This is a genomic window from Caulobacter sp. B11 (genome assembly GCF_002737765.1).
In the GTDB taxonomy this organism is placed as follows: Bacteria; Pseudomonadota; Alphaproteobacteria; order Caulobacterales; family Caulobacteraceae; genus Caulobacter.
Window position 1 is genome coordinate 1 of record NZ_PEGG01000034.1, and the last position, 13,616, is coordinate 13,616.

The 13,616-nt window shown below is 67.2% G+C and carries 10 protein-coding genes and 3 pseudogenes; 6 read left to right on the top strand and 7 right to left on the bottom strand.

Annotated features, from left to right (window positions below; translation table 11 throughout):
- The first annotated feature begins 679 nt into the window (after positions 1-679).
- The 3 genes and pseudogenes from CSW58_RS02445 to CSW58_RS14690 all read left to right on the top strand — a co-directional run.
- A pseudogene (locus tag CSW58_RS02445) lies at positions 680-2,342 on the top strand (M2 family metallopeptidase).
- A gap of 112 nt (positions 2,343-2,454) precedes the next feature.
- Positions 2,455-3,921 carry a pilus assembly protein gene (locus CSW58_RS02450; protein ID WP_143755052.1) on the top strand — a complete coding sequence of 489 codons (1,467 nt, stop codon included), beginning with the start codon at positions 2,455-2,457 and terminating at the stop codon, positions 3,919-3,921.
- Positions 3,922-4,128: 207 nt separating this feature from the next.
- A pseudogene (locus CSW58_RS14690) lies at positions 4,129-4,275 on the top strand (TadE/TadG family type IV pilus assembly protein); the annotation flags it as partial.
- 1,482 nt (positions 4,276-5,757) lie between these two features.
- On the opposite strand, the gene CSW58_RS02460 reads toward CSW58_RS14690, so the two are convergent.
- On the bottom strand, positions 5,758-6,693 hold the full coding sequence (locus CSW58_RS02460; protein ID WP_099446173.1) for an isopenicillin N synthase family oxygenase: 936 nt from the start codon (positions 6,691-6,693) through the stop codon (positions 5,758-5,760).
- Positions 6,694-6,849: 156 nt separating this feature from the next.
- Between CSW58_RS02460 and CSW58_RS02465 the strand changes: the two genes are divergently transcribed.
- Positions 6,850-7,521 (top strand): OmpA family protein, encoded by a 672-nt coding sequence (locus tag CSW58_RS02465; RefSeq protein WP_099446168.1) that lies wholly within the window; start codon positions 6,850-6,852, stop codon positions 7,519-7,521.
- Between the two features lie 94 nt (positions 7,522-7,615).
- Here CSW58_RS02465 and CSW58_RS14695 read toward each other — a convergent pair whose 3' ends face one another.
- The 5 genes and pseudogenes from CSW58_RS14695 to CSW58_RS02480 all read right to left on the bottom strand — a co-directional run bounded on the left by CSW58_RS14695 (position 7,616) and on the right by CSW58_RS02480 (position 11,355).
- Positions 7,616-8,149: a heparinase II/III family protein gene (locus CSW58_RS14695; RefSeq protein WP_255406522.1), complete on the bottom strand. Its 534-nt coding sequence runs from the start codon at positions 8,147-8,149 to the stop codon at positions 7,616-7,618.
- Positions 8,077-8,340 (bottom strand): heparinase II/III family protein, encoded by a 264-nt coding sequence (locus CSW58_RS15585; RefSeq protein ID WP_304441622.1) that lies wholly within the window; start codon positions 8,338-8,340, stop codon positions 8,077-8,079. Before CSW58_RS15585 ends, CSW58_RS14695 begins: the two co-directional genes overlap by 73 nt.
- Positions 8,316-9,284: a hypothetical protein gene (locus tag CSW58_RS14700; RefSeq protein WP_236627606.1), complete on the bottom strand. Its 969-nt coding sequence runs from the start codon at positions 9,282-9,284 to the stop codon at positions 8,316-8,318. The genes CSW58_RS15585 and CSW58_RS14700 overlap by 25 nt, the downstream gene beginning before the upstream one ends.
- 65 nt (positions 9,285-9,349) lie before the next feature.
- Positions 9,350-10,010, bottom strand: a pseudogene (rpe, locus tag CSW58_RS02475) (ribulose-phosphate 3-epimerase).
- Between the two features lie 61 nt (positions 10,011-10,071).
- Positions 10,072-11,355, bottom strand: a complete 1,284-nt coding sequence (locus CSW58_RS02480; protein WP_099446169.1) for an RsmB/NOP family class I SAM-dependent RNA methyltransferase — start codon at positions 11,353-11,355, stop codon at positions 10,072-10,074.
- 79 nt (positions 11,356-11,434) lie between these two features.
- On the opposite strand from CSW58_RS02480, the gene CSW58_RS02485 reads away from it, so the two are divergent.
- The gene (locus CSW58_RS02485) at positions 11,435-11,650 is read left to right on the top strand and encodes a DUF1674 domain-containing protein (RefSeq protein WP_099446170.1); all 216 of its coding nucleotides are present in this window, start codon (positions 11,435-11,437) and stop codon (positions 11,648-11,650) included.
- Between the two features lie 157 nt (positions 11,651-11,807).
- Complete coding sequence (locus CSW58_RS15990; protein ID WP_099446171.1) at positions 11,808-12,062, top strand: DUF805 domain-containing protein; 255 nt, start codon at positions 11,808-11,810, stop codon at positions 12,060-12,062.
- Positions 12,063-12,530: 468 nt separating this feature from the next.
- On the opposite strand, the gene CSW58_RS02495 is transcribed toward CSW58_RS15990, so the two are convergent.
- A complete protein-coding gene (locus CSW58_RS02495) occupies positions 12,531-12,956 on the bottom strand; it encodes a hypothetical protein (protein WP_099446172.1) in 426 nt (141 codons plus the stop codon).
- Positions 12,957-13,616: the final 660 nt, after the last annotated feature.

The window sequence follows — 13,616 nt, forward strand, 5'->3', positions numbered from 1 at the left end:
GAAACTTTCTCACCCCCATCAATCAGACGCGCCAAATCCCCTCCCATACTCAATCCCACCTGACGGCACGGGAAGGGCGCTCGGCCGGCGACTGTAGCGGCTGTCAGGGGTGGTCGAGCGGGATCAGAGGGCGGGGGACGTAAACCCGCCTATCGGGGACAGGCCAAGGTCTCCGCCCGTCCGAAGGTTCGCTCCGGGTCCGCGGGACCATCGTGGCTTGCAGCCCCAGGGCTGGGTCCGGTGTCGAAGGGGAACAGCCCGGGTGGGGCAAAAGGCTGAACCAGGCCTGCGCGCCCCGGCCAGAGGGATAACGACCACGCGGAGCGTTCGTCTTCGTCGAAACGGTACTTCCAAACTCACAATCCGGGCGAGGCCCGGGCGCTCCGCAGCCCTTCCCATCCCCTTCGGCGACCCCGTCGCGCGAGGCGGCCGGCTCGTGTCTGGCCGTGATCCCTCCCGCCTTGACGCCGCGTCCGGGGCGGCCTCCCATGCCGGCCATGACCTGTCCCGGAGTTGTCCGATGAAGACCCGACTGCTGGCGGCCTGCGCCGTCCTGGCCCTGACGACCGCCGGCCTGACCCCCGCCGCCCAGGCCCAGACCGCGGCCCCGGCCGCCGCCGCTCCCACCGCCGCCGAGGCCAAGGCCTTTGTCGAGGGGGCCGAGGTCGCGCTGATGAAGATGGGCGAATATGCCGCCCGGGTGGCCTGGGTTCAGGCCACCTACATCACCGAAGACACCAACTGGCTCAACGCCAAGGCCGGGGCCGAGATCAACGAAATGTCGGTCCGCTACGCCAAGCAGGCGGCGGCCTTTGACAAGGTGTCGGTCGACCCGGCCACCCGGCGCAAGCTGATGCTGCTGAAGGCCGGCCTGGTGCTGCCGGCCCCGGGGCGCGACGGCGCGGCCCAGGAACTGGCCGATATCCAGGCGCGGCTGGGCACGCGCTATTCGACCGGCAAGGTGGTGCTGAACGGCGAGACCCTGACCCTGGACGACCTCGACGACCGGCTGCGCACGTCGCGCGACCCGGCCAAGACCAAGGCCATGTGGGAAGCCTGGCACGCGGTGGCCGCGCCGATGGCTCCCGACTACGCCAAGCTGGTCAAGCTGGCTCTCGGTCGAGCTGGGCTACAAGGACACCGGGGCCCTGTGGCGCTCGTGGTACGACATGGAGCCCGACGCCTTCGCGGCCAAGACCGACCAGCTGTGGGCCCAGGTGGCCCCGTTCTACAAGAACCTGCACTGCTATGTGCGCGGGCGGCTCAACGCCCAGTACGGCGACGCGGTCCAGCCCAGGACCGGGCCGATCCGCGCCGACCTGACCGGCAATATGTGGGGCCAGGCCTGGGGCAATATCTATGACATCGCCGCGCCCCAGGGCCTGCCCGGCCCCGGCTATGACCTGACCGCCTCGCTGCAGGCCAAGGGCTATGACGCCACCAGGATGATGAAGACCGGCGAGGGCTTCTACACCGCCATGGGCATGGCCCCGCTGCCGGAAACCTTCTGGTCGCGGTCGATGATCACCCGGCCGCGCGACCGCGAGGTGGTCTGTCACGCCTCGGCCTGGGACGTCGACAACGACCAGGACGTCCGGGTGAAGATGTGCACCCGGGTCAATGCCGATGATTTCTACACCGTGCACCACGAGCTGGGTCACAACGTCTACCAGCGGGCCTACGCCAAGCAGCCCTTCCTGTTCCGGGGCGGCGCCAATGACGGGTTCCATGAGGCGATCGGCGACTTCGTCGGCCTGTCGGCCCTGACCCCGACCTATCTCAAGCAGATCGGCGTGATCGACACCGTGCCCGGTCCCGAGGCCGACATCCCCTATCTGCTGAAGATGTCGATGGACAAGATCGCCTTCCTGCCGTTCGGCCTGCTGGTCGACAAGTGGCGCTGGCAGGTGTTTTCCGGCCAGGTCGACCCGGCCCACTACAACGAGGCCTGGTGGAAGCTGCGCACCCAGTACCAGGGCCTGACCCCGCCGGGGCCGCGTCCGGCCGACGCCTTCGATCCGGGCGCCAAGTTCCACGTCGCCGACTCGACGCCCTATACCCGCTACTTCCTGGCCCAGGTCTATCAGTTCCAGTTCTACCGCGCCGCCTGCCGCCAGGCCGGCTGGACAGGGCCGCTGAACCGCTGCTCGGTCTATGGCGACAAGGCCGTGGGCCAGAAGTTCGAGGCGATGATGGCCATGGGTCAGTCCAAGCCCTGGCCCGAGGCCCTGGAGGCCTTCACCGGCGAGAAGGATCTCGACGCCAGCGCCATCGCTGACTATTTCGCGCCGCTGAACCTGTGGCTGACCCAGCAGAACAAGGGCCAGCAGTGCGGCTGGTAGGCTGAAGGTCCGCTTAGCGACGGACGGGCCGCGAACGGCGATTCACGATCGCTGTTTGCGGCCTGTTCACCGTCTGGCGGCACAATGGGTCTTTCCTGCGAGGATCGACCCGTTGTTGCACGCTGCCTGGAAACGCCTGTCGGCCCGTCTCGGCGACCGGATCGGTCGCGCGATCGGCGACGAGCGCGGGGCCGTGGCCGTGCAGTTCGCCTTCCTGGCCCTGCCGATCGCTCTGCTCTGCTTTGGCCTGCTCGACATGAATCGGGTGGGCATTCAGCGTCGGCAGCTGCAGGACGCCCTGGATGCCTCGACCCTGATGGCCGCCCGGGCCAATGTCGCCACGGACGCGCAGATCGACGCCGTCGGCGACGCCGCCCTGGCGGCCGAGATCGCCGGACTTGGCATTACCGTTCCCGCAAGCGCCTCGACCTTCAAGAACGGTCCGGACAATACGGTCGTCGGGACGGCAAAGTCGGATCTGAAGCCGATCATCGCCAATCTCTGGACCAATGCCGATATCTCGGTGACGACCTTGACGACGGTCAAGCGGAGCCAGGACGCGCCGCTTGAAATGGTCATGGTGCTGGACACGACAGGCTCGATGGCCGGAGCCAAGCTGACGACGCTGAAAACCGCCGCGACGTCGCTGGTCGACAAGCTCACAGCTAGCGGAACCGCCAATGTGAAGATCGGCGTCGTGCCCTTCGGCCAATATGTCAATGTCGGTGTCGCCAACCGCAACGCCAGCTGGATCAGCGTCCCGGCCGACTATTCGACGACCACCACGACCAAGGGCGTTTGCACGACCGTCTCGACGAAGACCACCTGCCAGACCCAGACCTATGCCTGTACGAAATATACGGACGGCGTGCCCTATTCCTCGACCTGCAGTCGATCGATCAACTGCGTCACCAAGTCGATCACGCCGGTGACGACCTGCACGGCCGACAAGGTCACCACCAACACCTACAAGTTCTCTGGCTGCGTGGGCTCGCCCGCCTATCCCAAGAACGTCACCGATAGCGATCCGCTTCGTGTCTATCCCGGCTTCATGAACCTGACCTGCGCGACGACGCTAACGCCCCTGACAGGCACGGTCTCGACCGTGAAGGCGGCGATCACCGCGCTCACCGCCACGGGCGACACCTATATTCCTTCAGGCCTGGCTTGGGGCTTCAACATGCTGTCCTCGGCCCAGCCCCTGACGGACGCCGCCGCCTATGACCCCTCCGGCTTGAACCGCAAGCCGCGCAAGGCCCTGGTCCTGATGACGGACGGCGCCAACTCCAAGCTGATGAACGCCAGCAACGGGCGGCATGACGTCTCCCCCTCGCCCAAGCCCGACAGCCCGGCGACGGGCGCCAACACCTACACCGCCGAGCTGTGCGCCAACATCAAGGCGAAGAACATCGAGGTCTTCGCCGTGGCCTTCAATGTGACCGACACCGGGATCAAGTCCATTCTCAAGACCTGCGCCACCGACGACAGTCATTATTTCGACGCGACCGACACCGCCAAACTCCTGGAAGCGTTCCAGAACATCGCCGACGCCTTGAGTAACCTCTACATCGCGAAATAGGCCGCTATTCTATCGGTGGGAAGGGCAAGGTCGCGATCGACGACCGGGGGCGGAGACCCGGACCCGTTCAGGGCGCCCGGCCGCCACTCCAGGTCGCCGGCAAGTTTGCCGGCTGTTTACCAGTTTGGCCCAATCTCGGTGCTTCCTAGCAGGACCTACTCAGTGCTCCATTTCCGGAAATGCGCTTCGGCTGGCTTTTTCGAGCACATGCGCCGCGATCAGCGCGGGGCCGTGGCGGTGCAGTTCGCGTTTCTGGCCCTGCCGATCGCGATCCTGACCTTCGGCCTCGTCGATGTCAGCCGGATCAGCGTCCAGCGCCGCCAGCTGCAGGACGCGCTGGATGCGGCCACACTGATCGCGGCTCGCTCCACGGCGACGACAGACGCCCTTCTCGACGTCACGGGAGACGCCGCCCTGTCCGCCGAGATGACCGGCCTGGGCGTGACCCTGACCGCCGCCAATTCCACCTTCGCCGCCGGCTCGGGCAACAAGGTGATCGGCACGGTGTCGGTCAGCATGAAGCCGATCATCGCCGATCTATGGACCAAGGGCGACGTGATGGTCACCGCGACCTCCGAGGTCGTGCGCTCGGTCAACAAGCTGGAAGTGGCCCTGGTGCTCGACAACACCGGCTCGATGGACAGCAATCTGGGTTCCGGCGGGAAGAAGATCGACGCCCTGATCGACGCCTCCAAGTCGCTGGTCGACGTGCTCAGCGCCGCCGCCGCGCGGGCCTCCGACACCGATGCGGTGAAGATCGCCGTCGTGCCGTTCTCGATGACCGTGAACGTGGGCTCGACCTACCAGAACGCCAACTGGATCACGGGCATGCTGCCCACCGCCTACGGCGACGACATATTTGACTCCAACACTGAGCGGTTTGCCCTGCTCAACAAGATGAAGCTGAGCTGGAGCGGCTGTATTGAAAGTCGTCCCGATCCTTATGACATCAGCGACACGGCGCCGGCCAATTCAAACAAGGCGACAATGTTCGTGCCCTTTTTCGCGCCGGACGAGCCGGACGCCAACAAGGTGCCGTCGGGCAGCAACTGGTGGGGAACGACATACTATACGTCCCACAACAACTACATCACCGACGACGAGACGACCTCGAACAGCTGGTTTGTCCGTCAGGGGAATGTTGCGAAATACGACACCAGCAGTCTGACCAGCAGCGCCGACGACACTGACGGCGGGCCAAATGAGGGCTGCGGCATCACGGATGTGATGCGGCTGACCAATGTGCGCTCCAGCAGCAACTCAAACCTGGTCAAGGCCAAGCTCGACAAGATGGTGGCGACCGGCAACACCAATGTCGCCATGGGCGCCATGTGGGGCTGGCACGCGGTCTCGCCCAACGCCCCATTCGCCGACGGCCAGGCCTATGGGACCAAGAACGTCAGCAAGATCATGGTGCTGCTCACCGACGGCGACAACGTCATGAGCGAAAGCAACAACCCCAACGATTCGACCTATAGCGGCTATGGCTATGTCTGGCAGCGGCGCCTGAAGAACAGTTCGAACGTCGCCCTGGACGTGGGCTCCAGCGGCACGCAAAGGCGCGACGCGATGGACAGCCGCCAGTCCAAGGTCTGCACCAACGCCAAGGCCAAGGGCGTGATCATCTACTCGATCGGCGTGGGGGTCTCGAACCACTCCAGGGGCATCTTGCAGGCCTGCGCCACCAGCACCGACAAGTACTATGACGTCACCGATGCGGCGCAGCTGACCGAGGTGTTCAACACCATCGCGGGCTCGATCCAGAACCTGCATCGCCAAATAGCAAAGGCCCCGCCGATCGCCGGCGGGGCCTTCAGCCTGCCGCCCGGCAGACGGTTAGGCCAGCTTGATCTCGCGCAGACGCTGCTGGAGGAACTCATCGGCCGTGATCGAGTCCGGATAGCGGTCCGGATTTTCAGGCGTGATGCAGCCGGGCAGGGTCTTGATCTCGTAGTCCGACGCGAAATGCAGGAAGAACGGCGTCGAATAGCGCGCCACGCCCCGGCGCTCGGGCGGCGGGTTGACCACCCGGTGCACCGTCGACGGCAACACGTGATTGGTCAGCCGCTCCAGCATGTCGCCGATATTGATCACCAGGCAGCCTGGCGGCGGGTTGATCGGCAGCCACTGGCCGTCGCGGTCCAGGACTTCGAGCCCACCTTCTTCGGCGCCAAGCAGCAGGGTGATGGTGTTGATGTCGCCATGGGCCCCGGCCCGCACGCCGGTGGCGTCGGCCGCGATCGGCGGATAGTGCAGCAGGCGCAGGACGCTGTTGCCGTTCTCGACGGTCGGCTTGAAGAAGTCGCGGTCCAGTTTCAGATAGGTGGCGACGGCCTCCAGCACCTTGCCGCCCATGCCGTCCAGGGCGTTGTAGAGCCAGCTGACATCATGCTTGAAGGCCGGGATCTCGGCGGGCCAGACATTGTCGGCCATGGTGGCGCGGAAGCGGTGGCCGGGCGGCAGGTCGCGGCCCATGTGCCAGAATTCCTTGAGATCATGGTGGGTGGCGCCCTTGGCGGTCTCGACCCCGAACGGGATGTAGCCGCGGGCGCCGCCCTTGATCCCGGCATATTGTTTCTTCACCTCGACCGGCAGGGCGAAGAAGGCCTTGGTGTCGGAAATGGCCGCGTCGATGCGGTTCTGGTCCAGGTCATAGTCCGACAGCACCGCGAAGCCGTAGCGCTCGAATGATGCGCCCAGCGCCTGGGCGAAGCCGGTGAAATCCTTGGCGTACAGGGTATAGGACACCGGTTCGATAGCGGACGTGGACACAGCACAAGCCTCGGAAATTAGTAAGTTGGGCCTTACTACACCGGGAGCGGGTCGACGCGAAGGCTGTTCATCGCCGGGTCATGTCGCGTGTTGGAACTTGACCGTGGATCGAGCGTTATATGCCCGACATTTCTCGCAGAAGACCGGAACTCACCCATGACCTCCAAGACCGCCCTCATCGGCCTGTTGTTCGGCGCCGCCGCCCTGACGGCCTGCACCACCGTTGATCCCTATACCGGCATGCCGGTTCGCAACAACACCGGCACGGGCGCGCTCTCGGGCGCCGGGGTCGGCGCGGTGCTCGGCTATCTGACCAACACCAATTCCGGCGAGCAAGGCCGCAAGAACGCCCTGATCGGGGCCGGCATCGGCGCCCTGGCCGGCGGCGCGGTCGGCAACTATATGGACCGTCAGCAGGCTGACTTCCGCCGCAGCCTCGAAGGCTCGGGCGTGATGGTCCGCCGCAACGGCGACCAGATCGTCCTGGTCATGCCCAGCGACGTGACCTTCGCGGTCGACCGCTCCGACGTGCAGCCGCAGTTCACCCGCGTGCTCGACGACGTGGCGCGCACGCTTAACGCCTATCCCCAGACCACGATCGACGTGGTCGGCCACGCCGATTCCAGCGGTCCCGACGCCTATAATCAGACCCTTTCGGAACGCCGGGCCAGCGCCGTGGCCAGCTATCTGGTCGGCAACGGCCGGGTTCTGGGCGATCGCGTCTTCGTCGCCGGTCAGGGCGAGCGCCAGCCGATGGCCACCAACGACACCCCCGAGGGCCGCGCCCAGAATCGCCGCGTCGAGATCACCCTGCGTCCGGTGACCTAAGCCCGGCCAGCCCGCTTTAGACCGTCAGCCGCCGCTGTCCCCTCGCCGGGACGGCGGCGGTTTGCTGTCGGGATAACAGTCGCCGGGGGCCTGGCTAGTGATCGGTCGCGCGGGCCAGTTTCCAGCGGATCTTGGCGCCCTTCTCGGGGCGAACCTGGCTCTTGAGCACGATCTGGCCGGCACGCCGGGCCTGGCCGTGATCGAAATGGGCCGACGGGGCGATTTCGACATCGACCGCGTCGTTGCGCAGCCACCAGCCGACATTGGACGGCCCCTTGATCAGCACGCTCTTGCCGTCCCGCGCCAGGGAGGCTCGCGCCTCCGGGTGCAGGTGGAAGCGCACGGCGAACGGCAGGTAGCGACGCGGCCCGTCCGGATTGGCCGCCCCCAGCGGGATCAGGCTGTCCTCGCCACGCAGCTCGTCGGAGTCGATGTCGAGGAACAGGCGGCGGGCGTGGCTCAGCCCCAGCGCGCGCCAGCCGTCATGCACGATGTCCAGCCACACGCCGTTGGCGGCGTCATGGCGCTTGACCTCGACGCTGGTGGGGCCGTCGATCAGCCAGGGTCCCAGGGCCGCGGCCGCGAAGCCCGACAGCGGCCGTCCGGCCGAGCCGTCGCCGACCGACACGGTCGAGGCGGCGGGGTCAGGCGAAAGGCCTGGGCGCCGGTCGCTTCCGGGCTCCAGCCGCAGCTGGTGATCAGGCGATCCTTGCCGCAGATGATCTCGATGGCGGCCGGCTGGGCGCAGGCGGCGCGGCTCAGCACGCCGGTGGCCGGTCCGCCGGCGTCAGCCATCACCTGGATGCTGGCCCCCTGCATTTTCTGATAACCGGCATGCGGGCCGACATCGGCGGCCGGGGGCCGTTATCATCATGGGCCAGGGCGGCGGCGATGCGGCGCGGGCCGACGGCCTCTCCGCCCTGGAAGGCCGCCAGGCAACCATCGGCCAGGGTGAAGAACCGGGCGGCCGAGGACAGGCGGTCGATGGCGCGCGAAACGGACTCAGGCGTCGGCCGCCCGCGCTGCCCCAGGGCGTCGTCAAGGGTGAGCAGGTCGAACAACAGCTCCAGCCCCGCTTCGGGCGAACGGCTGGCATGGCCGCCGTCGGCCAGGACGATGGTGTCGATGGCGCTCTCGACGCGCTTGAGCCCGGCCTCGATCAGGCGATCCCCGGCCTTGCCGGCCAGCACCGCTCCGGCCACCGTGGCGACGACGGCTCGCTCCAGGAAGCGATCGGGCGCGTCATGAGCCATCAGTAGCTGCCGGGCCCCGCGCGCCAAGTCCAGGCTGAGGGCGGCGATCTCGGCGTCCGAGGCCTCGACCGCCAGGGTCCGGGCGGCGCAGGCCAGGTGGAAGGTGCGACGCTCCAGGCAGGCTCCGCTCCAGGAAAACAGGTTCCAGGTCCCGAACACCCGCCGCCAGTCGTGCAGCAGCCGCAGCGCGGTGCGCGGGGCGCTGGACCCGGCCGCCAGAAGGTCCGGCAGCCAGTCAAAGCGATGCAGGGACACGGCGAAGGCGTGCGAGGGGCTGGGCCGGTCGAACGGATCGCCCTCTTCGCCCAGGCGCAGGCTGCCGCCGTCGAGCACCATCAGGCCGGCCTGCAGCTGGCGGCCCCGCTCCAGGTCGGCGGGACGCGGATCATGGGGATTGGTCGCGAGACCCTCGGGGCGGGGATGGCTGATCAGGGCCCGGTGCGGCGGAGCGCCGAACCACTCACGATCAAGATGGCCCTGGGCGGCGGCCAGCAGGGCGCGGGGCAGCAAGCCGCCTGAACGGCGGGGGACTTCCGGGCCGGGCCTTTGGAAGGGGCGCCGCTCATGCCGGACCGTCAGCCGCCCTTCAGGGCGCGGATATTGCCGGCATAGGCCTCGGGCCCGCCCTTGAAAACCGCCGAACCGGCGACCAGGGCCGTGGCGCCGGCCGCGACGCAAAGCGGCGCGGTCGCCGGGGTCACGCCGCCGTCGACCTCGATGATGATGTCCAGGCCGGCCTTGTCGACCAGCCGGCGCAGGGCCTCGACCTTGCGCAGTTGGGCCTCGATGAAGCTCTGGCCGCCGAAGCCCGGATTGACCGACATGACCAGCAGCAGGTCGACGTCCTCGAGGATCCATTCGACATGGTCCAGGCCGGTCGAGGGGTTGAACACCACCCCGGCCTTGGCCCCCAGCTCGCGGATGCGCTTGAGCGAGCGATGCAGGTGCGGCCCGGCCTCGGGGTGGATGCTGATGATGTCGGCGCCCGCCGCGCGGAAGGCCTCAAGATAGGGGTCCGGGGCTGATCATCAGATGGACGTCGAACGGGATCTTGGCGTGCGGCCGGATGGCTTTGACGATGTCCGGGCCCAGGGTGATGTTGGGCACGAAATGGCCGTCCATTACGTCGACATGCACCCAGTCGGCGCCGGCCGCCTCGATGGCGGCGACCTCGGCGCCCAGCTTGGCGAAATCGGAGGCGAGGATGGACGGGGCGATGAGCGGTGCGACGGTCATGCCCTTGGCTTAACCGGGGTCGCGGCGTGGGACAAGCAAGCGCGTTGTCGCGCCGCCCGTCTTAGGCCTGTCTGATAAACCGCGCCGCGAAGAAGCCGTCCTGGCCGCCGTCCAGCTGATGGGGCAGCAGGCGCAGCGTGCCGCGCGCGGTCAGGCTGGCGGCCGGGGCCCCGGCCTCGCCCGAGGCGATCGGATCCAGGCGCATGTCCGGCCGGCGCGCGAGGAAGGCCTCGACCTGGGCCTCGCCCTCTTCGGGTTCAAGCGAGCAGACGCAATAGACCAGCCGGCCGCCGGGCTTGACGCGATCGGCGGCGGCGTCGAGCAGGCGGGCCTGCACCCCGGCCAGGCTGGCCACGTCGCCGGGCCGCGCGGCCCACAGCACGTCGGGGTGACGGCGGAAGGTGCCGGTGGCCGAGCAGGGGGCGTCGAGCAGCACCGCGTCGAAGGTGCGGGCGTCGTCCCAGTTGCCGGCGTCGGCGACCACGACCTCGGCGGTCAGGCCCATGCGGCGGAAATTGTCGGTCAGGCGCTCCAGCCGGGCGGCGGAGCGGTCGACGGCGGTGACGATCGCCCCGGCCGCGGCCAGTTGCAGGCTCTTGCCGCCGGGCGCGGCGCACAGGTCGACGGCGGTCTCGCCGGGCTGAACCTTGAGCAGGCGGGCGGGGATGGCGGCGGCGGCGTCCTGCACCCACCAGCCGCCTTCCTCGAAGCCCGGCCAGGCGGCGACATCGCCCTTGCGCGCCAGGCGCAACGTGCCGCTGGGCAGGATCTCGCCTTCCAGCCGCTGCGCCCAGGCCTGCGCCAGGGCCGGGTCCTTGAGCGACAGATCGGTGGCGGGTTCCTTGGCGATCTCCAGGGCCACCAGGCGGGCGGTCTCGGGACCCCAGGCGGCGGTCCAGCGGGTGAACAGCCAGGGCGGGGCCAGCTGTTCGGGGTCGTCGGACGGCGGGCCGTCGCGCAGCAGGCCGCGCAGCACGGCGTTGACCAGACCCTTGAACGGTCGGCTGGTCTTATTGACGCCGGTCATTTCCACGGTGGTGGCCACGGCCGCGAAGGCCGGGACGTCGAGATAGAAGGCCTGGACGGCGCCGAGCCGCAGCAGGTTGCGCACCCGCGGCGGCGGCTCCTTGGCTAGCTTACCCGACAGGGCGCGGTCGATCGGGCCCAGCCGGCGCAGGGCGGCCATGGCCAGGGCGCGGGCGAAGGCGCGCTCGCGCGGCTCCAGGAAGCGGAAACCGTGGGCCGAAGCGGCTTCGTCGAGGCCGCCGCGACGCGACAGGGCCGCGTCGATGAGGGTAAGCGCGGCTTCCCGGGCGGGCAGGCCGTCATTGATTTCCTGAGTCACCCCCCCGCCGTGCCTTGTGGCGGGGCGAAGCGCAAGAGGCTTGGATGATTTGACGCGGCCGCCGTGCTAGAAGAGGCCCATGTCCGAAATCGAAAACACCCCGCTTCCCGAGGCCCTGGGGGCCGCGCCCGACAAGGTCCTGACCCCCGCCGCCCGGCGCGCCCTGGAAGAAGCCGCCGCCCGCCGCGCCGCCGCCGAAGCCGTGGTCCTGGCCGACGAACAGGGCGGCCGCGACGGCCCCGAACCGACCCGCTTCGGCGACTGGGAGCGCAAGGGCGTGGCGGTGGATTTCTGAGGGCTGGGCTCGGCGCTCACGGTCGTGAACGGAGATCAGGCCGTCGCCCGGAACCGGACATCGCGAGGGTCGGGGATGGGTGGATTGCGGAAGTTGTATCACCAATAAGGTACAGCTTCGTCAGGACACTTTTTTCTGGAGACCGAACTTGCCGCTGATGCTCAGGCCACTCGCGCGTTATGTGGACTTCACGGGCCGGTCCAGGCGGGCCGAGTTTTGGCTGTTCTATCTACTGATCTTCTTGCTAACGACTTCATGTGTGGTCGGCGGAGTGATCATTGAGAGAACCACTCAGTTCCCCGGTAGTGAGATCGTCTTTCACGTTCTCAATCTGATTTATCTGGCCGTCACGATACCGTGGTTCGCAGTCATGGTTCGTAGGCTTCACGATGTCGAGAAGTCCGGATGGTAGTTGCTAGCTGCGTTTATCCCTTTCGGCGTTGTTGCGCTGATCATGTTCTGGGTTCGTGACGGGACGGTCGGCGACAATCGATATGGTCACGACCCGAAGGCAGACTCGGTGATCCAAGCAGTCCGAACTGAGGGCGAAGCTGGGGAATGAAGCAGCGGACACGCCTCCTATTAAGCATCGCCGCAATTCTGTTGGGCACATACCTCATTTGGCGCGGACCGTCGCTATATCGGCTCTTTCAAGATTGGCCGCTGATTGCTGCTTGCGCCCAAGATAACCGGAACTGCCCTTAGACGCCCTGCGCTTTCGCCGATGTCCTGAAAGCTGGCCCTCGGGAGGTCAGAGAAGGGGTCCGGTCCGGAAGTGATGACCGCGCCCGTAACTGGACATTGGCGGCCATGCCGGAAAACGGACAGGGCGAAGTTCGGCTAGGGGTGGAAATCGGACACGTCTCGGAAGCGATGAGACTTAGTTCTCGTCGGTTCGATCGTCGTAGACGTTCAAGCCGAAATCGATCCCCAATGATGCCATTTTCGCCATTAGCTCGGCGGTGAAGACCTCACCTGTGTCGCCGCCGGGATACCAGAAGACGTAGAAGCTCAGTGCCCCGCCAGTGCGCCTCAGCTCTGCAAAATGCTCATGGTGGACGGCGAGCCCGTCAGCGGTTCGTGAGAGGCACGCCGCAAGCTGGCCATCATCACCGTCTTCAACTCGGAACGTGCAGTAGCTTTGCGACCGCACGCCGCCGGTCCGAACGCCGTTGGGCGTCGTGCTCTCATCGCCGACCGTCCAGCTAACCTGCGCCTTCCAAGGTAGGCCAACCGCTAGTTCGTCAGCGTGCGCGGTTGGGTGCCTGATCTGAAAATTGACGGCATAGCTGAATGGCGTGGTCATGCGTCAAGGCTAAACCGGTACGGCCGCGGCGGGTAGTCTGCGATCCATAAAGCAGACGTCCCAGCCGTCCGACTTGGGTCGGAAGCGGAAATTGGTGCCTGCCCCGAGAGCGGACGCCCCGCGTCCCGCCCATCCTTAAATCTCTTGGAGGCAGCAGCGTGCCGGACTGTAGAGGTTGGTCAAGGACTGGCCTGCGGCCAGCCGCTCCGCGGCGACGCGACAGCGTCGTCCTTGAGCAACCTCTACAGTCCGGCGATCGTCTCGCCGTGAGATTTAAGGATGGCTCCCTTCGGCGCGAAGGTGGGCGGTGGGGCGCCACGCCAACTTAAAACCTCCCGTCATTCCCGCCACTTGGCCTGCCCTCGGGCCGGCAAGGCCGGTCCCGGGGGGGCGGGAAAGACGGTTGAATGGGGGGATGGGCTCCATTCCGTCCTGACCCGCGCCGAAAACACCGCGTCTTTCGTCGCCAAGGCTTCAAGCGCCGCCGGGATCGGCTAACCTCGGGTCTTTCCGCCCCCAGGAGGCCGCCCTCGTGTCGCGTCTGTTCGCCCGATTTAGCGCGGGTCTCGCCGCCGCCCTGCTGCTCATCGCCCCGCCGGCGATGGCCGCGCCGAAGGCCGCCAAGCAGCAAGCCACCCTCACCGCCGGCGCGGTCGCCTC

What these genes read in the sequence shown, in the direction of transcription:
- CSW58_RS02485 (WP_099446170.1), top strand. Translation starts at nt 11,435, where the DNA reads ATGTCCGAAATCGAAAACACCCCGCTTCCCGAGGCCCTGGGGGCCGCG.
- CSW58_RS02495 (WP_099446172.1), bottom strand. Translation starts at nt 12,956, where the DNA reads ATGACCACGCCATTCAGCTATGCCGTCAATTTTCAGATCAGGCACCCA.
- CSW58_RS15990 (WP_099446171.1), top strand. Translation starts at nt 11,808, where the DNA reads ATGCTCAGGCCACTCGCGCGTTATGTGGACTTCACGGGCCGGTCCAGG.
- CSW58_RS15585 (WP_304441622.1), bottom strand. Translation starts at nt 8,340, where the DNA reads ATGCAGGGGGCCAGCATCCAGGTGATGGCTGACGCCGGCGGACCGGCC.
- CSW58_RS02465 (WP_099446168.1), top strand. Translation starts at nt 6,850, where the DNA reads ATGACCTCCAAGACCGCCCTCATCGGCCTGTTGTTCGGCGCCGCCGCC.